Raw genomic sequence first — 18087 nt, 5'->3', positions numbered from 1 at the left:
AACGATTTCAGAGCAAACCGCAACGCTGTTTGCTGCGCGTTTCAGCCTCCTCATAGAGGGTAAATTCGTCATACACCGGGCAGCCGAGGGCCGCTTCAAACGCATCGCGGCTGGCGTTACCGTGGCTGCGGGCCTGGGTTTCATTCCCGAGATTGGACTGGAAAATCCCCGCGGCGCTGACCGGGAGGAAATCTTCGTAGGTGATCGGCTGTGCGACGACCCATCCGCGCTCGATCAGCGGCTGCGGATCGTCGCCCGGCCGGAACGCATGCCGATGCGCTTCACCCGCTGGCGTCAGACGGTAGCGGAAATACGCCAGCTCCTGACGGCGCATTAACAGTTCGCTGTCAGGGAAGGCGCTAAAGATCTCCTGCAGATGCAGCTGGTGCGTCAGGTTATCTTTGCCGGTACCGGCCTGGGCAAGGAGGCTATCGTACAGTTCCCGGCCTTTCGGGGTCAGCGCCACGCCGCGCTGCTCAATCTCACCGAAGCGCGCGGTGTGGGTGCCTTTGTGTTCACCGGCAAACAGCACCGGCTCTTCCAGCGCCTTGAAACTGGTTTGACGCAGCAGGACGGGCACCTCGCGACGCGGCGGCCCTTCAATCAAAATTTTCGGCTCAATACCGTACTTCGGCATCAGCTCCTGCACCCGGTCAATATCCAGCGTACGCGGGGTCAGGTGGTTAATGTGGCAACCCGGGAAGCAGACCACATCGGCGATCAGCCGGTGCTCGTTATGCAGCGCGAGATAGGTCTCCTGATCGACCGTCGCATGGCGGTGCCAGCGGAAGGTTTCCAGCGCTTCCTGCACAAACTCCTGCGCCTGCTCGACGGTAAACTGCCCTTCCGATTCATACAGATCGAGAAGCGCCAGACAGCGCGGGGTGAAGATGTTTCGGTGAGACAGAATTTCCGCCGCACGTTCGCGCAGCGCGACGTTTTCAATCAGCTCAAGGCGCAGCAGCGAAGTAAAGATGCGGAACGGATTACGGCACAGCGCCGCATCATCAATCGGCCGAAATGCCGTTGAGTGGACCGGCACCCCCGCCTGGGAGAGATCGTAATAGCTGACCGGGTACATCCCCATAATGGCAAACATACGGCGCAGGGTTGAAAGTTCTTGCGCACTGCCGACGCGGATGGCCCCGTGACGCTCGACGTTCAGACGCGCAAGCTCATCGGCGTTTGCCAGTTGTTCATGTAATAGTGGATCATTTTCCAGCACCGCCAGGTTTACGTCCGCTACCAGTTCAAGCAAGGTGCCGTACTGCGGAACTTCCTGCTGGTACATCGCCGACATAGCCTGCGAAAAGTGTTCCCGAATGTCATCAGCCGTGATGGTGTTCGCCATGATGTCATGCCTCCAGTGAATATTACCTGGAGTGTAGAGAAACCCGTTCCTTCCGGGGGGAAAGATTTCTGATTTGTGATCTTAAGACGACAGTGGTCAAACCGTGTGCGACTGGCCTCTGAACAAGCCTTAACGAAACCGCCCTTTCGCGCCTGGCGCTTTTTATCCAGGTTTTTCTTTATAATTATTTATGGTTTCGCTTTCTAGCCATAAAGGAGTATTTTTTATTTTCCCCTGACTGCAAATCAACCAATTTGAGGGCGTCATTATTTTTATCCTCAGCTTTCAAATTTTTAGCTCAAAGTTAGGAATAATCTGAACAGTTGTTTACAAGTCCTTCCTGTCTATCCATATTTCCAACGCAAGCGAAGCGCAAATTTACAAATATTTAAAAATAACGCAACCGCAAATAGCAAAACGCATTTGACGGATCGCACACAGCGACTAGAGTTATTACTCGAACGACGAGTGATACGGAATATTTTCGTATCGTACTGACATAACCAATATATGACTATGAGGTTTAATATGGCAGAGCATCGTGGTGGTTCCGGTAATTTCGCTGAAGACCGTGAAAAAGCATCAGAAGCTGGACGTAAAGGTGGCCAGCACAGCGGTGGTAATTTTAAAAACGATCCGCAACGCGCATCTGAAGCGGGTAAGAAAGGGGGACAGAACAGTCACGGCGGAGGCCGTAAATCTGATAACTCCTGATCTTATTTAGTAATCTTTTAATTAAACCAGAGAGCATGCTGCGGGCTGAAAAGCTCGCAGTACCCTTTCTTTATTTTACCGGAGCGTAATAATTATGAATATGAAAAGTGTAGAGGATGTATTTATTCATCTTCTGTCGGATACCTACAGCGCAGAAAAGCAGCTTACCCGAGCGTTAAGCAAGCTTGCCCGCGCCGCCTCCAGCGAGAAGCTGAGCGCCGCCTTTACCGCACACCTTGAAGAGACGCAAGGTCAGATCGAACGTATCGACCAGATCGTGGAACAGGAAGACGGCATCAAGCTCAAGCGCATGAAATGCGTCGCAATGGAAGGCTTAATTGAAGAAGCTAATGAAGTCATCGAAAGCACGGAAAAAAATGAAGTCCGTGATGCCGCATTAATTGCTGCTGCGCAAAAAGTGGAGCATTACGAAATAGCCAGCTACGGTACCCTTGCCACCCTGGCAGAACAGCTCGGCTATAAAAAAGCCGTTAAGCTTCTTGCCGAAACGCTGGAAGAAGAGAAAGAGACCGACCTTAAACTCACCGACCTGGCCGTTGGCAATATTAACCAAAAAGCGCAGAAATGACGCGATAATACAGGTTAAATAAAATGAGCATCAGTCCCAGGACAATTAAACGGTGCCATTTAGCGGCAGCGATAATATGGTTCATTCTCGCTATCCCTTCCGTCATCTGGTGGAAGAACAGCGTGCTATGGGTCATTATCATCAGTATTTATGCCAATATTGTCGGCCATTTATCTGGCTACAGTGCCGCACGTGCCGATCAGGCTGCTGAAAGTGAGACCAAATAAGCGAACCCCTAATGAGGATACAATGATGAATCACGTAGAACACTACCATGACTGGCTACGCGATGCCCATGCAATGGAAAAGCAAGCCGAATCTATGCTGGAATCCATGGCCAGCCGTATCGATAATTATCCTGATGTTCGCGCCAGAATTGAGCAACATATTAATGAGACAAAACGGCAAATCACATTGCTGGAGGAAATCCTCGACCGTAATGATATTTCTCGTTCGGTCTTAAAAGACTCGATGAGCAAAATGGCGGCGCTGGGACAATCCATCGGCGGCATGTTCCCTTCTGACGAAATCGTGAAGGGCTCGATCAGCGGCTATGTTTTCGAACAGTTCGAAATCGCCTGCTATACCTCCCTGCTGGCGGCGGCCAAAAAAGCGGGTGACACCGCCTCGATACCCGCTATTGAGACGATCCTCGCCGAAGAGCGCGAAATGGCCGACTGGCTGATTCGTCATATCCCGCAAACGACGGAACAGTTCCTGCTGCGTTCAGACGCGTCGGGTGTCGAAGCGAAAAAATAACCCACAGGAGAGTGAGCATGTTTCGACACGTCAAACAGCTGCAATACACGGTTCGCGTCGCCGAACCGAATCCCGGCCTGGCCAACCTTTTACTGGAACAATTTGGCGGACCGCAGGGTGAACTGGCCGCCGCCTGCCGTTACTTTACGCAAGGGTTGAGCGATGACGATCCGGGCCGTAAAGACATGCTGATGGATATCGCGACCGAGGAGTTAAGCCACCTCGAAATCATCGGTACCCTGGTCGGTATGCTGAATAAAGGTGCCAAGGGCGCGCTGGCGGAAGGGGTGGAAAATGAGGCCGAGCTGTATCGCTCCATGACCGAAAACGGGAATGACAGCCACATCACCTCCCTGCTCTACGGCGGCGGAACCCCCCTAACCAACTCAGCGGGCGTACCCTGGACGGCGGCCTACGTCGACACCATTGGCGAGCCGACGGCGGATCTGCGTTCGAACGTGGCGGCCGAGGCCAGAGCCAAAATTATCTATGAACGGCTGATCAACGTGACTGACGATCCCGGCGTTAAAGATGCCCTGGCGTTTCTGATGACGCGTGAGGCGGCGCATCAGCTCTCCTTTGAGAAGGCGCTGCAGTCCATCCGTAATAATTTCCCGCCGGGAAAACTGCCGCCAATCGAGGAATTCACCAACAAGTACTACAATATGTCTGAAGGTGGAGAGGTTCGCGGAAGCTGGAACAGCGATAAACATTTCGATTACGTTGAGTCCCCCCAGCCTGCGGTGGATGGCGGCGATGGCAGTGCCAGCGTGACGCTCACAACCGAGCAGGCAACCCTGGTTAAGGCGATGTCTGCCCGCACGAAGTCCGATCCACATTCCGACCCGCTGACCGGTGCCGAGCTGGGTGCCGGTAAGACTAAACCGTAATCGGTTTGCCGGGCAGGCCTGACCTGCCCGGCAATTCGCGTGCCCCATCGTCTCAGAGGTACGGACCATGTTCGAACTCGATGCGTTTCATCTGGCCAGAATTCAGTTCGCTTTTACCGTCTCGTTCCACATCCTGTTTCCTGCGATCACCATCGGTCTCGCCAGCTACCTGGTGGTGCTGGAGGGCATGTGGCTGCGCACCAAAAACGACGTCTGGCGATCGTTGTACCACTTCTGGCTAAAGATATTTGCCGTTAACTTCGGCATGGGCGTCGTTTCCGGGCTGGTGATGGCGTACCAGTTTGGCACCAACTGGAGCGGGTTCTCCCAGTTCGCGGGCAGCATTACCGGCCCGCTTCTGACTTATGAGGTGTTAACCGCTTTCTTCCTGGAGGCCGGATTCCTCGGCGTCATGATGTTCGGCTGGAACAAGGTCGGCCCGGGGCTGCACTTCTTTTCGACCTACATGGTGGCGCTCGGCACGCTGATGTCAACCTTCTGGATCCTCGCCTCCAACAGCTGGATGCATACGCCGCAGGGTTTCACTATCGAAAACGGGCAGGTTATCCCGCAGGACTGGCTGGCGATCGTCTTTAACCCCTCCTTCCCGTACCGTCTTATTCATATGGCTATCGCCGCGTTCCTGAGCAGCGCGCTGTTTGTCGGCGCGTCGGCCGCCTGGCACTTGCTCCGCGGTAACGATACGCCCGCCGTTCGCACCATGTTTTCGATGGCGATGTGGATGGCGCTGCTGGTCGCCCCTATCCAGGCGGTGGTGGGCGATATGCACGGCCTGAACACGCTTGAGCATCAGCCAGCCAAAATCGCCGCTATTGAGGGTCACTGGGAAAATCCGCCCGGCGAGGCCACCCCGCTGCTGCTGTTTGGCCTGCCGGATATGGAGGAAGAACGCACCAAATACGGTCTGGAGATCCCCGCGCTCGGCAGCCTGATTCTGACGCACAGCCTGGATAAACAGGTCCCGGCCCTGAAAGACTTCCCGAAAGAGGATCGACCCAACTCGACCATCGTTTTCTGGTCGTTCCGCATTATGGTGGGGATGGGTCTGCTGATGATTACCCTCGGTCTGCTCAGCCTCTGGCTACGCTATCGCCATCGACTTTACCACTCGCGTCCGTTCCAGTGGTTTGCCCTCTGCATGGGGCCTGCGGGGCTGGTCGCGCTGCTTGCCGGCTGGGTGACCACCGAAGTAGGCCGTCAGCCGTGGGTTGTCTATGGCTACCTGCGCACCATCGACGCGGTATCGCTGCACAGCACCCTGCAGATGAGCATTAGCCTGCTGGCGTTCTTCGTCGTCTACTCATCCGTATTTGGCGTGGGCTATGTTTATCTCATCCGGCTGATTAAGAAAGGTCCTCAGCCCGTTAATACGCTGACGTCAAACACCTCGGGCACGCCTGCCCGTCCGCTGTCAGCCGCGGAGTCTGTTCCGGAAGAGGAGAGAATCTGATGGGCGTCGATATCTCAGTGATTTGGTTTGCCATCATCGTGTTTGCCACGCTGATGTATATCATTATGGACGGCTTCGATCTGGGGATTGGCCTGCTGTTTAACTTCGTGGGCGATGCCAAAGAGCGCGATGTGATGGTTAACAGCGTGGCGCCCGTCTGGGACGGCAACGAGACCTGGCTGGTGCTCGGCGGCGCGGGGCTGTTCGGCGCGTTTCCGCTGGCCTATGCGGTGATCATTGATGCGCTGACCATCCCCCTCACCGCGATGCTGATCGGCCTCATCTTTCGCGGCGTTGCCTTTGAGTTCCGCTTCAAAGCCACCCCTTCACACCGCAAATTCTGGGACTACTCCTTTGCCGGCGGCTCCCTGCTCGCCACCTTCAGCCAGGGCGTGGTGGTGGGCGCCGTGATCAACGGCTTTGACGTGGAGGGCCGACGTTTTGTCGGCTCTTCGCTGGACTGGCTCACGCCTTTCAACCTCTTCTGCGGCATCGGTCTGGTCGTCGCCTACACGCTGCTGGGCACCACCTGGCTCATCATGAAAAGCGAAGGCGCGCTGCAACAACGCATGCGCGAACTGACCCGCCACGTGCTGCTGGCGCTGATGGTGGTTATCGCGGTGGTCAGCGTCTGGACGCCGCTCGGCTGGCAGTACGTCGCCGACCGCTGGTTTACCCTGCCCAACTTCTTCTGGTTCCTGCCGGTTCCGCTGCTGGTCGGGATCTTCAGCGTGCTGATCTGGCGCCTGACCCGCAATCCGGCCAGCCACGCGCGCCCTTTCCTGCTGACGCTGGGGCTGATCTTCCTCGGGTTCAGCGGGCTGGGTATCAGCCTCTGGCCGAACATTATTCCGCCGCGTATCACTCTGTGGGAGGCCGCGGCCCCGCCTGCCAGCCAGCTGTTTATGCTGGTCGGGACGTTACTGATTATTCCGGTGATCCTGGTGTACACCGCCTGGAGCTACTACGTGTTCCGGGGCAAGGTTTCGGATACTGAAGGCTATCACTGAGGCACGCTATGACGGACTGGCATACACGGGCCATTATTTACCAGATTGATACCGCACTCTTTTATGATTTGAACGGCGATGGCTGCGGGGACATCGCCGGGATAGCGGCCAAGCTGCGGTACATTCGCCGCATGGGGGCGACGGTTATCTGGATCACCCCGTTTTACCTCACGCCCTTTCTCGATGAAGGCTATGACGTCAGCGACCATCTTCAGGTGGATCCCCGCTTCGGAAAGCTGGCCGATATTATTGCCCTGATCGAACAGGCCCGCGAGCTGGGCATGCAGGTCATTATTGAGCTGCTGATCCAGCACACCTCCGACGCGCACCCCTGGTTCCAGCAGGCCCGCCGTAACCCGGCGTCACCCTACCGGGATTACTACCTCTGGTCAGATACTGACGAGGACGATACGCCCCCCATGTTTCCTGGCGTGGAGGAGAGCATCTGGAGCTGGGACGACGAGGCGGGACAATACTACCGGCACATGTTCTATCGCCACGAACCGGACCTGAACCTGACCTCACCCGCGGTGCTGAAAGAGATTGAGAACATCATCCTCTTCTGGCTCAAACTGGGCGTGTCGGGGTTCCGCCTGGATGCCGCCTCCCACCTGACCACGCAGGCGGGAAATGGTGATGAAAAAAAGGGTCTGTGGATCCTCGAGCATATGCGACGTCTTATTGAGGAACATAATCCGGACGCGATCCTGCTGGGTGAAGTGGACGTCGAGGTGGAGGCCTATCAGGACTACTTTGGCAATAATGACCGCCTGAATCTGGTGCTCAATTTCTGGCTCAACAAGTATTTTTACGTCAGCCTGGCCCGCAAAAGCGCCCGTCCGCTGCGCAACGCGGTGAAGAAAATGATCGTCCCGCCCGATTCATGCTGTTTTGCCAACTGGCTGCGCAATCACGACGAGCTGGATCTGGAGGGCATCAGCCAGAAAGACAAACAGTTTGTCCTCGATACCTTCGCCCCTGATGAGGAGATGAACGTCTACCAGCGCGGGATCCGCCGCCGCCTGGCACCGATGCTCAACGGCGATCTGAAGCGGCTGGCGTTCTGCCACGCGGTACTCTTTTCCCTGCCCGGCGTTCCGGTGATGCGCTATGGCGATGAGATCGGCATGGGGGATGACCTCGATCTGGAGGAGCGCTACGCTGTGCGCACCCCCATGCAGTGGGCGGGATCGCAAGGCGGCGGTTTTTCGGCAGCCGACCCGGAAAAATTTATCGCGCCGATTATCGACCGCGGCCCTTACCTCTATCAAAAAATCAACGTCGCTGATTCGCTGCTCCACCGCAACTCGCTCCTGCACCGCATCATTGATATCGCCAATACCCGCTCGGAGTTCCCCGAAATTGCCGTTGCGCCCTTTCGGCTCCTCACGATCGATAGTGACGCGGTGCTGGGGATCTATTACGAGACCGAAGAACGCAGCATCCTGACCTTTGTTAACTTCAGTGACCAGCCGGTGCAGTTCACCGTGAAGGGGATCCGCAACACGACCTGGACCGCCTGTCTCGCGGACAAACGCTACGATGACGCGCTGGTTTGCGGTAAAACCGTCGAGCTCAGCCTTGGCGGCTACGGCTATCGCTGGTTCTGGACGCACCGCAGCGCGCTGCGCTGATTACGGTTTCCGGCGGATTATCAAACGCGTCAACACAATACCCGCCACCGCAAGGGCCCCTAACGCCACTTTGCCCGGCATACCGGAGGTCACGGACGACGCGCGGGTTTTCGCTTCGTCAGTGAAACGGCCATGGATTTTGTGCAGGTCGTTAACCGGCTGGTCGAGATAATCCCGGCGGTCCGGCGCGTTCAGATCGTCGGTCATCTGACCTTCCCAGGCTTTCTTCACCATCAGCCTGTCCAGAAAACCCGGGAAGAGGAACTGCCCGACAATCGACTGAATGGTGCTGCTGCCAACCCACAGCTCGCGCACCGGCTTTTGCGCCACCCTGAAGATGGCGCTGGCGGCGACTTCAGGCTCGAACACCGGCGGTACCGGCCGCATTGCCCACGCGAACTTGTTCCTTGCCCATTCGAACTGCGGCGTATTGAGCCCCGGCATCTGCACCATCGCAAGCTGAACCCGGCTGTTCTCATGCATCAGCTCAGTGCGCACCGCATCGGTAAACCCGCGAATCGCCGCTTTGGCCCCGCAGTAGGCGGACTGCAGGGGAATGGAACGGTAGGCCAGCGCGGACCCTACCTGAATAATCACGCCCCTGTCGCGCGAAACCATAAGCTCAAGCGCCGCGCGGGTGCCGTTCACGTAGCCGAGGTATGTCACCTCGGTCACGCGCCGAAACTCGTCCGGCGTAAGGGTACGAAACGGTGCCAGCACGGCCCCCATGGCGTTGTTGACCCAGACATCAATCGCACCGAGACGATACTCAATCTCGTTAGCCGCATCCACCACCGCCTGACTGTCGGCGACGTCCGCCTGCACGGCGTGCGCATTCACGCCGAAGCGGCGCAGCTCTTCCTGGGTGGAGTGCAGGCTGGCTTCATCACGGGCGATGAGGCCCACATCGTAACCTGCTTTTGCGAAGCGCAGCGCCGTGGCTTTTCCCACGCCCGCCGTCCCACCGGTAATCACTATGACAGCCATAGAACCTCCACGTGAACTCAACCGTTATTTCCGTCCGACAATGTTGTTACCAGCTCTGCCAGCGAAAAATGCACCGCTTTTTCCACCACGTCCTGACAGTCTCCGGAGAAAAGCACGGTACGGGTTTTCGTCTCGCCACGTATGTTCCACGCAAAACAGACCGTCCCCGCCGCCGTGCCGTCGTCGCCCCCTTCCGGGCCAGCGTATCCGCTGATGGCGATGCTGATATCCGCCTGGGCAATGTCGCGGATGCTGGCGGCCATCTCGGTCACCGTCTGTTCGCTGACGGCGGTATAGCGCGCCAGCGTTTCAGGACGCACGCCGAGGATCCGCGCTTTCGCGGCATCGCTGAACACTACCAGCCCGACATCATAAAAATCGGCCGTGTTCTCTTCAGCGCAGAGCGCCACCGAGAGCTTTCCCCCGGTGCAGGATTCCGCCGTGGTTAAGCGCAGACCGGCATCGGTTAACTTGCTCGCCAGTTTTTTTGTCAGCTCACCGACGGTGTAATGGTTATCGTGCAAAAGATTGCTCATCTTGCCGCCTCTTATTTCTCGAAAGGAATGATTGAAATATGTCCATTGCGCTCAAGTATGGCATATTTAATTTGGCTTATTTCGGTAATGCCATTATTCTGACGCGCGGAAACCAGAATATCATCGCAAGAGACATCGACCTTTTTGAGTTTATCCGCCAGGGGAACGCCGTTTTCCACCAGAATCACGGGCGTGCCGTCCAGAATATTCTCTACCGGGGAAAAATACTTTTTCATAAGGCCAAAAATAATATCCACTACCACCAGGGTGGTAATCGTAATCATCGCGCCGGTGACGGAAAAATCCTGCCCCAGAAGCGCCTGCTGCGTGGCTTCACTAATTATCAGGAGAAGAATGAGATCAAAGCTGGTCATCTGCAGCAGCGCGCGTCGCCCGGCCACTTTAAATACCACCACGAGGAACAAATAAATAGCCAGCGCACGAAAGACCATATCCATATCAGCCTCCTACGGGTAAATAAATTGCCAGAGGGTGATCTCCGGCTCGTTGTTTACGCGGATGACCGAGTTCCATTTACCGGCCCGGGACGGTGTGGTAAAGAGTAATACCGAAAAGTTGTCCGTCTTTTTCAGGTTGTGATAAACAAAATAGAGGCTTTTTCCGTGGCTGAACATGGCGTCCGGCTGGGGCCAGACGCTGCCTGGATCATACGCATCGCTACTCTCGCTGGTGACGCTGAGGGTATAGGCCCCCTCCGTTTTCACCGGAAACGCAAGCTGCATCCGTGTCTCCGTCTCCCGCCGCCCGAAGCGCTCATAGTTTATGGTCAGCGACTTGGCGGAATTTGTTTTTACCGTATCGCTGACTATTCCGCTTGAAAACAGACCGGCAATGGCGGCAACGATAATACCTAACAGAACGATAAACCCCACCTGACGAAACGCGTATTCAAACGTCAGCAAGCGATATCTTTCCTCAATCCCGGGTAACTTTTCATTTTCACGCTTCATGGCCATCGTCACCGTTTCGCTTATTATCCGATAATTTTGATTTCTAACGCGAATGTTTTTAGGACTTATCACATTTGCCACATAAAGGAATAGCAACAATACTTAATAAGTCAAGACACCCAAAATGAAGGATATCCGATGAAATTATCGCTTATTTCCGCTTTTTTGATATTTCTGGTTCCGGCCGCATGGGCAGATAATAACGGCGGGTTACAAAAAGGTGAAGCACCGCCGCCGCCCCACGCGCTGGATAGCGGATATCGCGGAACCGATGACGCGCGTATTATGACCATCGATCAGGCAAAACAACTGCACGACGGTGCGACCATTTCATTACGCGGTAATCTTATTGACGGTAGCGGCGATAAGTTTGTATTTCAGGATAAAACCGGAAAAATCGACGTTATTATTCCCCAGGCAGTCTTCGATGGCAGAACGGTAAAACCCGACCAGATGATCAGCATCAACGGTTCGCTTGATAAAAAATCATCTCCTGCCGTCGTCCGTGTCGATCGTTTGCAGAAATAATTCAGCGAAGCGTTAACGCTGCAGTTATCCATCAAATCTCACCCCTTGGCTTAAGGAGTCAGCTATGAGTGATACCCAACAACGTACGAACGCTTACCCGCAACCCCCGTTCCCGGAACAGCCACAGACGCCACCGGGACTGGCATCCGAAATGCAACCTGTACCCGACCACGGGGAAACTAGCTACAAAGGGCATGGCCGCCTGGCCGGTAAAAAAGCGCTGATCACCGGCGGTGACTCGGGTATCGGTCGCGCAGTGGCCATCGCCTATGCCCGCGAAGGCGCAGACGTGGCCATTAACTACCTGCCTGAAGAGGAAAAAGACGCCGCGGAGGTCATCGACCTGATCAAAGCCGAAGGCCGGAATGCCGTCGCGCTGCCGGGGGACGTTCGGGACGAAACCTTCTGCCAGAATCTGGTCGAAGAAGCCGTCTCGAAGCTGGGCGGGCTGGATATTCTGGTCAATAACGCCGGTCGTCAGCAGTTCCGTGAATCCCTTGAAGAGCTGACCACCGAAGATTTTGACGCGACGTTTAAAACCAACGTCTATGCCCCCTTCTGGATCACGAAGGCGGCGCTGCGCCACCTGAAAGCCTCGTCCGTTATCATTAATACCTCCTCCGTTCAGGCCGTGAAGCCGAGCCCGGTGCTGCTGGACTACGCCCAGACCAAAGCCTGCCTGGCGGTATTTACCAAATCCTTAGCCAAGCAGCTGGGTCCGAAAGGCATTCGCGTCAACGCGGTCGCCCCTGGCCCTTACTGGACGGTGCTGCAATCCAGCGGTGGCCAGCCGATGGAAAAAGTGAAGGAGTTTGGCGGCGATACCCCGCTCGGACGTCCGGGTCAGCCCGTCGAGATTGCCCCGCTGTACGTCACGCTGGCCTCGGATGAATGTTCATTTACCTCCGGCCAGGTATGGTGTTCTGACGGCGGTGACGGCGTGATCTGACCCCTTAACCCTCCCTCTCTGCAGTGAGCAATAAATGAACAAGGATGTTCACTTTTCTTCCCCTGCCGAAAAACATGTTGTAACTCAAACAGATCAAATGTTAAAAATATTTTGCTATCAGGTTATCAAAATTAAACAACTTAGCTTGTCACCCGCATCGCTCTGTTTTTAACATCGCCTATGGAAAAAAATGGTCTGTTCAGTCAGCGCATACGCTTGCGCCATTTGCATACATTTGTGGCCGTCGCTCAACAGGGAACGCTGGGGCGTGCGGCTGAAACTCTTAACCTGAGCCAGCCTGCGCTCTCGAAAACCCTCAACGAGCTTGAACAGCTGACCGGCGCCCGTCTTTTTGACCGGGGTCGGCTGGGGGCGCAGCTTACCATCGTGGGCGAACAGTTCCTTACGCACGCCGTCAAAGTGCTGGATGCGCTCAATACCGCAGGCCAGTCGCTGCATCGAAAAGAAGAACACACCAGCGAGGTCGTCCGCGTCGGGGCCCTGCCCACCGCCGCGCTGGGCATTCTTCCGCCGGTGATTGGCCAGTTCCACAAGCAGCAACGGCATACCACGATCCAGGTTGCCACCATGAATAACACCATGCTGCTCGCGGGGCTGAAATCGGGCGAGCTGGATATCGGGATTGGCCGCATGTCCGACCCTGAACTGATGGGCGGTCTCAATTACGAGCTGCTGTTCCTGGAGTCCCTGAAGCTGGTGGTTCGTCCCGATCATCCGCTGCTGCAGGACACGGTGACGTTAAGCCGCGTCATGGAGTGGCCGGTGGTGGTGTGCCCGAAAGGGACCGTCCCACGTCAGACCGCCGAAACCTTGCTGCAAATGCAGGGGTGTACGCTGCCCTCAGGGTGTATCGAAACGCTGTCAGCCTCGCTTTCACGCCAGCTCACCCTCGACTATGACTACGTCTGGTTCGTTCCCTCCGGCGCGGTAAAAGATGATTTGCGCCAGGGCACGCTGACCGCTCTCCCCGTAACGGCCCCCGGCGCCGGTGAACCTATCGGCATTTTGACCCGTGTAGATACCCCGCTTTCCACGGGCGCGCAGACGCTGCTGAGCGCCATCCGTAAATCGATGCCGGTTTAATACCCCTCACCCTAACCCTCTCCCCTAAGGGGGCGAGGGAACAGACCTGCGCGTTAATCAAATAATGCGAAATTATTCATTAACAATTGCGTAAAACAATTTAACAGTTTTATCATAGCCGTGAATTCACCAAATGGTTCACAAACGGTTTGATAAAAACGAATTCACCCGTACTAATCATCAATCCCACCGCATTTATTACCCAACTGGTACATACCCGACACGGCGGCGGGATCTAAAGGAGAGAGAAATGGCATTTGGCACCGCGCCACGTGGAATACCGCGTATTCTGCAGTGGCTTCTTGCCGGACTGATGATGCTCATCGGTCTGGCGGTCGGCGGGTTGGGCTTTAAGCTCGCCACCGTAGGCGGGAGTAGTTACTTCATGATAATGGGCGTGGCAATGGTGATTGCCGCGATCCTGATTTTCCTCAACCGCACCAGCGGGATCCTGCTTTACGGCATCGCGTTTATTGCCTCGCTGTTCTGGGCGGTAAGCGATGCGGGCTGGGATTTCTGGCCGCTCTTCTCCCGCCTGTTTACCTTTGCCGTGCTGGCGTTCCTGTGCGCCATCGTCTGGCCCTTCCTGCGTGCGGCAAACCACACTGCACCAAACAAAGCCCCCGCTTTTGGCGTCGCGGCGCTGCTCGCGGTGGCCATGCTGGTCAGCCTCGGTTGGATGTTTAAGCCGCAAACCCTTGTGGCAGCGAACGAGCCCGTGCCGGTGAAACCCGTTGCACCCGGCGAGCAGCAAAAGAACTGGGAACACTGGGGCAACACCACCCACGGCGACCGCTTCGCCGCGCTGGATCAGATTAACAAGCAAAACGTCAGCTCGCTGAAAATCGCGTGGGTTGCGCACACCGGCGATATTCCGCAGAGCAACGGCTCGGGTGCGGAAGATCAGAACACGCCGCTGCAGGTTGGCGACACGCTGTATGTCTGTACGCCGTACAGTAAAGTGCTGGCGCTGGACGTGGATTCCGGTAAAGAAAAATGGCTTTATGATTCGAAAGCCACCGCGCCGAACTGGCAGCGCTGTCGCGGTCTGGGCTATTTTGAAGACCACTCCACCGTGACAATGTCACAGGCAGAAACACAGCCAGCGGCATGTCCTCGTCGTCTGTTCCTGCCCACCACCGATGCCCGTCTGATTGCCATTAACGCGGATAACGGCAAGGTCTGCGACGACTTTGGCGACCATGGCACCGTGGATCTGAGCGTCGGGATGGGTGAGATTAAGCCCGGGTATTATCAGCAAACCTCGACGCCGCTGGTGGCCGGGAACGTCGTTGTCGTCGGCGGTCGCGTCGCGGATAACTACTCGACCGGCGAGCCGCCGGGCGTGGTCCGCGCCTACGACGTTCACACCGGTAAACTGGCCTGGGCGTGGGATCCGGGTAATCCGAACCTGACCGGCCTGCCGCCGGAAGGCCAGACCTACACCCGCGGTACGCCGAACGTCTGGTCTGCGATGTCCTACGACGCCAAACTGAACCTGATCTACCTGCCAACCGGCAACGCCACGCCAGACTTCTGGGCGGGCGAGCGTACCGCGCTGGACGATAAGTACAGTTCCTCCATCGTCGCCGTCGACGCGGCCACCGGCCAGGTCCGCTGGCATTTCCAGACCACCCACCATGACCTGTGGGACTTTGACCTGCCTTCCCAGCCGCTGCTGTACGACCTGCCTGACGGCAAGGGCGGCACCACGCCTGTGCTGGTGCAGACCAGCAAGCAGGGCATGATCTTCATGCTTAACCGCGAAACCGGCAAGCCGGTGGCGAAGGTAGAGGAACGCCCTGTCCCGGCGGGCAACGTTGAAGGTGAACGCTACTCCCCAACCCAGCCGTACTCCGTTGGCATGCCGATGATTGGCAACCAGACGCTGACCGAGTCCGACATGTGGGGCGCGACGCCTGTCGACCTGCTGCTGTGCCGCATTCAGTTTAAAGAGATGCGTCATCAGGGTGTCTTCACCCCGCCTGGTCTCGACCGTTCCCTGCAATTCCCTGGCTCACTCGGCGGGATGAACTGGGGCAGCGTCTCCGTTGACCCGAACAACAGCCTGATGTTCGTCAACGATATGCGTCTGGGTCTGGCAAACTACATGGTGCCGCGCGCGAACGTGGCGAAAGATGCCAGCGGCATCGAGATGGGGATTGTCCCGATGGACGGCACGCCGTTCGGCGCAATGCGCGAGCGCTTCCTGTCGCCGCTGGGCATTCCGTGCCAGAAGCCGCCGTTTGGCACCATGTCGGCCGTTGACCTGAAAACCGGCAAGCTGGTGTGGCAGGTTCCTGTTGGTACGGTGGAAGATACCGGCCCGCTGGGCATCCGCATGCACATGCCAATCCCGATCGGCATGCCGACGCTTGGGGCATCGCTCTCGACCCAGTCCGGCCTGCTGTTCTTTGCCGGCACCCAGGATTTCTACCTGCGCGCGTTTGATACCGCCACCGGGAAAGAGATCTGGAAAGACCGCCTGCCGGTCGGCAGCCAGTCCGGCCCGATGACCTACGTGTCGCCGAAAACCGGTAAGCAGTACATCATCATTAACGCCGGTGGCGCCCGCCAGTCGCCGGATCGCGGTGATTACGTTATCGCGTACGCGTTACCTGATAAGAAATAACCGATGAAAAAAGGGACCTTTTGGTCCCTTTTTTTTGCCCGGTGGCGCTTCGCTTACGCGGGCCTACAAATACAAGTAGGTCGGGTAAGGCGAAGCCGCCACCCGACAAAACACGCGACTCAGAACGTCTCCCAGTTATCCCCGGAAACCGTCGCCGCCGGGCGCAACGGTACGTTCTGCGCCACCGGCGCTGACGCCACCGCGCGGTTCGGCTTCGCACCGCTCAGACGAAACGCCCCAACCGCCTCGGTCAGACGCGCGCCCTGTTCTTCCAGAGACGCCGCCGCCGCGGAGGCTTCTTCCACCAGCGAGGCGTTCTGCTGGGTCACTTTATCCATCTCCGAAATCGCCTGGCTCACCTGGACGATACCGCGACTCTGCTCATCGGACGCCGCGGCAATCTCCAGCATGATGTCGGTGACGCGCTTCACCGCTTCGACGATCTCATTCATGGTGTTACCGGCGGCAACAACTTCACCGGACCCCTGGTCGATCAGCGAAACCGATTCGTTGATCAGGCTTTCGATCTCTTTTGCGGCATTCGCACTGCGGCTTGCCAGAGTGCGCACTTCACTGGCCACCACGGCAAATCCGCGCCCCTGTTCACCCGCCCGCGCCGCTTCTACCGCCGCGTTAAGCGCCAGGATATTGGTCTGGAAGGCAATGCTGTTAATCACGGCGGTGATTTCAGAGATCTTCTTCGAGCTGCTGGAGATATTGCCCATGGTTTTCACCACGCCGGAGACCATCTGGCCGCCGCGGGTGGCTTTACCGGAAGCATCTTCCGCCAGCTTGCTGGCATGATGGGCGTTATCCGCGTTCTGCTTCACCGTCGCAGTAAGCTGTTCCATGCTGGCGGCGGTCTGCTCGATGGCGGCAGCCTGCTGCTCGGTGCGGGAAGAGAGATCGGTGTTACCGGCAGAGATCTCGCTGGTGCCGCGGTAAATCTCTTCCGCCCCCTGACGCACGGTGCCGACCGTTTTTTCAAGCGAGTGCTGCATGGTTTGCAGATCCCGCGTCAGGCGGCCAATTTCGCTGCGCCCGGCCACGTCGTCCGGCATCGTCAGGTCGCCCTTAGCGATATTCTCGATACGTTTCGCTGCCCGCTGCAGCGGATTGATTACCGTGCGGCGCAGCACGACAAAGGTCATCGCCGTCAGCACCAGCGCCAGCGCAAACGCGCCCACCATAAACATCAGACCCAGCTGCGTACGGCTGTGCGCCTGCGCCGTTAGCGCATTGGCACGGTCGGTACGGATCTTAATCGCCTTCAGCAGTACGGCGTTGTACGCGTCGTCCAGCGGACGCGCCGTTTCGTTTTCATGGTTGATAATCGCTTCGAACATGCCGTTTTTGGCGAATTTGACCATCGGCTGCATGCCCGCGATATAGGCGTCATACCGGGTCTTAAGCTCCGCATCCAGCGCTGCGCCCTCGGCGGTACGCACGGCGCGATTCATGTAGGCGGTAAAGCTCTCCTGGGACTGCTTAATACGCGTTTCCGCCTCGCTGATGTTCTGCTTCATCGCATCCATCTCTGCGATACGGCTTGCCGCACCGGCGTGGATCAGATTGATACGCGCGGTTCGCAGATGGTTTGAGCTGTTCGACAGCCCCATACGCACCTGAATTTCAGCTGTGACATCCTGCTGATCGTTATCGGCCTGCAGCAGGAAATACCCTGCCAGACCCGAGCTCAAGGCAAACAGAAGAATAATGCCACCGAGAATGGAGGAAAACAGCGGAACCAGCCTGATGTGATGCAAGAAGCCCAGCTTGCGCTGCGCCAGCATCGAAGTAGTGTTGTCCATGACCGTCGACTCTCTTGTAGGTAAGATGCGTAAAAACACGCCTGTTAAATAGTCATCGGCACGGCAGAGATTTAGATTACGGCTAAAAACGCCGCACTGGTCACACTTTAGAGAAGATTATTAAAGAAATGCCAGCGGCGAAAAACCGCTG

18 protein-coding genes are annotated in these 18087 nt (G+C 56.8%); 12 read left to right on the top strand and 6 right to left on the bottom strand.

Annotated elements, in window-relative coordinates:
• Window positions 1–7: 7 nt before the first annotated feature.
• Complete coding sequence (gene hglS / locus ACEPLT_RS10795; protein ID WP_008502270.1) at window positions 8–1351, bottom strand: 2-oxoadipate dioxygenase/decarboxylase HglS; 1344 nt, start codon at window positions 1349–1351, stop codon at window positions 8–10.
• 528 nt (window positions 1352–1879) lie between these two features.
• Here hglS and ACEPLT_RS10790 point away from each other — a divergent pair.
• The 8 genes from ACEPLT_RS10790 (at window position 1880) to ACEPLT_RS10755 (ending at window position 8418) form a co-directional block, all read left to right on the top strand.
• On the top strand, window positions 1880–2065 hold the full coding sequence (locus ACEPLT_RS10790; RefSeq protein WP_004150795.1) for a con-10 family general stress protein: 186 nt from the start codon (window positions 1880–1882) through the stop codon (window positions 2063–2065).
• 94 nt (window positions 2066–2159) lie between these two features.
• A complete protein-coding gene (locus ACEPLT_RS10785) occupies window positions 2160–2654 on the top strand; it encodes a YciE/YciF ferroxidase family protein (RefSeq protein WP_008502272.1) in 495 nt (164 codons plus the stop codon).
• Between the two features lie 23 nt (window positions 2655–2677).
• Window positions 2678–2881 carry a hypothetical protein gene (locus tag ACEPLT_RS10780; protein WP_008502273.1) on the top strand — a complete coding sequence of 68 codons (204 nt, stop codon included), beginning with the start codon at window positions 2678–2680 and terminating at the stop codon, window positions 2879–2881.
• Window positions 2882–2906: 25 nt separating this feature from the next.
• Window positions 2907–3413 carry a ferritin-like domain-containing protein gene (locus ACEPLT_RS10775; RefSeq protein WP_014883791.1) on the top strand — a complete coding sequence of 169 codons (507 nt, stop codon included), beginning with the start codon at window positions 2907–2909 and terminating at the stop codon, window positions 3411–3413.
• A gap of 17 nt (window positions 3414–3430) precedes the next feature.
• On the top strand, window positions 3431–4303 hold the full coding sequence (locus tag ACEPLT_RS10770) for a manganese catalase family protein (RefSeq protein ID WP_008502274.1): 873 nt from the start codon (window positions 3431–3433) through the stop codon (window positions 4301–4303).
• 67 nt (window positions 4304–4370) lie between these two features.
• A complete protein-coding gene (locus ACEPLT_RS10765) occupies window positions 4371–5774 on the top strand; it encodes a cytochrome ubiquinol oxidase subunit I (protein WP_232928962.1) in 1404 nt (467 codons plus the stop codon).
• Window positions 5774–6784: a cytochrome d ubiquinol oxidase subunit II gene (gene cydB / locus ACEPLT_RS10760; RefSeq protein WP_008502276.1), complete on the top strand. Its 1011-nt coding sequence runs from the start codon at window positions 5774–5776 to the stop codon at window positions 6782–6784. Before ACEPLT_RS10765 ends, cydB begins: the two co-directional genes overlap by 1 nt.
• A gap of 8 nt (window positions 6785–6792) precedes the next feature.
• Complete coding sequence (locus ACEPLT_RS10755; protein WP_232928960.1) at window positions 6793–8418, top strand: alpha-amylase family protein; 1626 nt, start codon at window positions 6793–6795, stop codon at window positions 8416–8418.
• On the opposite strand, the gene ACEPLT_RS10750 is transcribed toward ACEPLT_RS10755, so the two are convergent.
• From ACEPLT_RS10750 to ACEPLT_RS10735, 4 genes are read right to left on the bottom strand one after another with little or no spacing between them, the layout of a single operon-like run.
• Window positions 8419–9405, bottom strand: coding sequence for an SDR family oxidoreductase (locus ACEPLT_RS10750; protein WP_447088377.1), 987 nt, complete (start codon window positions 9403–9405; stop codon window positions 8419–8421). It abuts the gene before it with no gap.
• A gap of 17 nt (window positions 9406–9422) precedes the next feature.
• Window positions 9423–9941 carry a 2-oxo-tetronate isomerase gene (locus ACEPLT_RS10745; RefSeq protein WP_008502279.1) on the bottom strand — a complete coding sequence of 173 codons (519 nt, stop codon included), beginning with the start codon at window positions 9939–9941 and terminating at the stop codon, window positions 9423–9425.
• 11 nt (window positions 9942–9952) lie between these two features.
• Entirely contained in the window at window positions 9953–10399 is a 447-nt protein-coding gene (locus ACEPLT_RS10740; RefSeq protein WP_008502280.1) for a DUF421 domain-containing protein, read from the bottom strand.
• Window positions 10400–10408: 9 nt separating this feature from the next.
• Complete coding sequence (locus tag ACEPLT_RS10735) at window positions 10409–10912, bottom strand: hypothetical protein (protein ID WP_032664116.1); 504 nt, start codon at window positions 10910–10912, stop codon at window positions 10409–10411.
• Window positions 10913–11050: 138 nt separating this feature from the next.
• On the opposite strand from ACEPLT_RS10735, the gene ACEPLT_RS10730 reads away from it, so the two are divergent.
• From ACEPLT_RS10730 to ACEPLT_RS10715, 4 genes are all read left to right on the top strand, one after another.
• Window positions 11051–11440, top strand: a complete 390-nt coding sequence (locus ACEPLT_RS10730; RefSeq protein WP_008502282.1) for a YdeI family stress tolerance OB fold protein — start codon at window positions 11051–11053, stop codon at window positions 11438–11440.
• Window positions 11441–11504: 64 nt separating this feature from the next.
• Window positions 11505–12389: an SDR family oxidoreductase gene (locus tag ACEPLT_RS10725; protein WP_021242539.1), complete on the top strand. Its 885-nt coding sequence runs from the start codon at window positions 11505–11507 to the stop codon at window positions 12387–12389.
• Window positions 12390–12569: 180 nt separating this feature from the next.
• Window positions 12570–13493, top strand: a complete 924-nt coding sequence (locus ACEPLT_RS10720; protein WP_021242540.1) for a LysR substrate-binding domain-containing protein — start codon at window positions 12570–12572, stop codon at window positions 13491–13493.
• A 250-nt stretch (window positions 13494–13743) separates the two neighbouring features.
• Window positions 13744–16125, top strand: coding sequence for a glucose/quinate/shikimate family membrane-bound PQQ-dependent dehydrogenase (locus ACEPLT_RS10715; protein ID WP_248213849.1), 2382 nt, complete (start codon window positions 13744–13746; stop codon window positions 16123–16125).
• A 119-nt stretch (window positions 16126–16244) separates the two neighbouring features.
• Here ACEPLT_RS10715 and ACEPLT_RS10710 read toward each other — a convergent pair whose 3' ends face one another.
• Window positions 16245–17936, bottom strand: a complete 1692-nt coding sequence (locus ACEPLT_RS10710) for a methyl-accepting chemotaxis protein (RefSeq protein WP_232928951.1) — start codon at window positions 17934–17936, stop codon at window positions 16245–16247.
• Window positions 17937–18087: the final 151 nt, after the last annotated feature.

The organism is Enterobacter sp. fkY84-1 (assembly GCF_052974705.1).
The sequence above is the reverse complement of the archived record's forward strand: the minus strand, read 5'-3'. Positions and strand labels throughout refer to the sequence as shown.

What these genes read in the sequence shown, in the direction of transcription:
- hglS (WP_008502270.1), bottom strand. Translation starts at nt 1,351, where the DNA reads ATGGCGAACACCATCACGGCTGATGACATTCGGGAACACTTTTCGCAG.
- ACEPLT_RS10790 (WP_004150795.1), top strand. Translation starts at nt 1,880, where the DNA reads ATGGCAGAGCATCGTGGTGGTTCCGGTAATTTCGCTGAAGACCGTGAA.
- ACEPLT_RS10785 (WP_008502272.1), top strand. Translation starts at nt 2,160, where the DNA reads ATGAATATGAAAAGTGTAGAGGATGTATTTATTCATCTTCTGTCGGAT.
- ACEPLT_RS10780 (WP_008502273.1), top strand. Translation starts at nt 2,678, where the DNA reads ATGAGCATCAGTCCCAGGACAATTAAACGGTGCCATTTAGCGGCAGCG.
- ACEPLT_RS10775 (WP_014883791.1), top strand. Translation starts at nt 2,907, where the DNA reads ATGAATCACGTAGAACACTACCATGACTGGCTACGCGATGCCCATGCA.
- ACEPLT_RS10770 (WP_008502274.1), top strand. Translation starts at nt 3,431, where the DNA reads ATGTTTCGACACGTCAAACAGCTGCAATACACGGTTCGCGTCGCCGAA.
- ACEPLT_RS10765 (WP_232928962.1), top strand. Translation starts at nt 4,371, where the DNA reads ATGTTCGAACTCGATGCGTTTCATCTGGCCAGAATTCAGTTCGCTTTT.
- cydB (WP_008502276.1), top strand. Translation starts at nt 5,774, where the DNA reads ATGGGCGTCGATATCTCAGTGATTTGGTTTGCCATCATCGTGTTTGCC.
- ACEPLT_RS10755 (WP_232928960.1), top strand. Translation starts at nt 6,793, where the DNA reads ATGACGGACTGGCATACACGGGCCATTATTTACCAGATTGATACCGCA.
- ACEPLT_RS10750 (WP_447088377.1), bottom strand. Translation starts at nt 9,405, where the DNA reads ATGGCTGTCATAGTGATTACCGGTGGGACGGCGGGCGTGGGAAAAGCC.
- ACEPLT_RS10745 (WP_008502279.1), bottom strand. Translation starts at nt 9,941, where the DNA reads ATGAGCAATCTTTTGCACGATAACCATTACACCGTCGGTGAGCTGACA.
- ACEPLT_RS10740 (WP_008502280.1), bottom strand. Translation starts at nt 10,399, where the DNA reads ATGGATATGGTCTTTCGTGCGCTGGCTATTTATTTGTTCCTCGTGGTG.
- ACEPLT_RS10735 (WP_032664116.1), bottom strand. Translation starts at nt 10,912, where the DNA reads ATGAAGCGTGAAAATGAAAAGTTACCCGGGATTGAGGAAAGATATCGC.
- ACEPLT_RS10730 (WP_008502282.1), top strand. Translation starts at nt 11,051, where the DNA reads ATGAAATTATCGCTTATTTCCGCTTTTTTGATATTTCTGGTTCCGGCC.
- ACEPLT_RS10725 (WP_021242539.1), top strand. Translation starts at nt 11,505, where the DNA reads ATGAGTGATACCCAACAACGTACGAACGCTTACCCGCAACCCCCGTTC.
- ACEPLT_RS10720 (WP_021242540.1), top strand. Translation starts at nt 12,570, where the DNA reads ATGGAAAAAAATGGTCTGTTCAGTCAGCGCATACGCTTGCGCCATTTG.
- ACEPLT_RS10715 (WP_248213849.1), top strand. Translation starts at nt 13,744, where the DNA reads ATGGCATTTGGCACCGCGCCACGTGGAATACCGCGTATTCTGCAGTGG.
- ACEPLT_RS10710 (WP_232928951.1), bottom strand. Translation starts at nt 17,936, where the DNA reads ATGGACAACACTACTTCGATGCTGGCGCAGCGCAAGCTGGGCTTCTTG.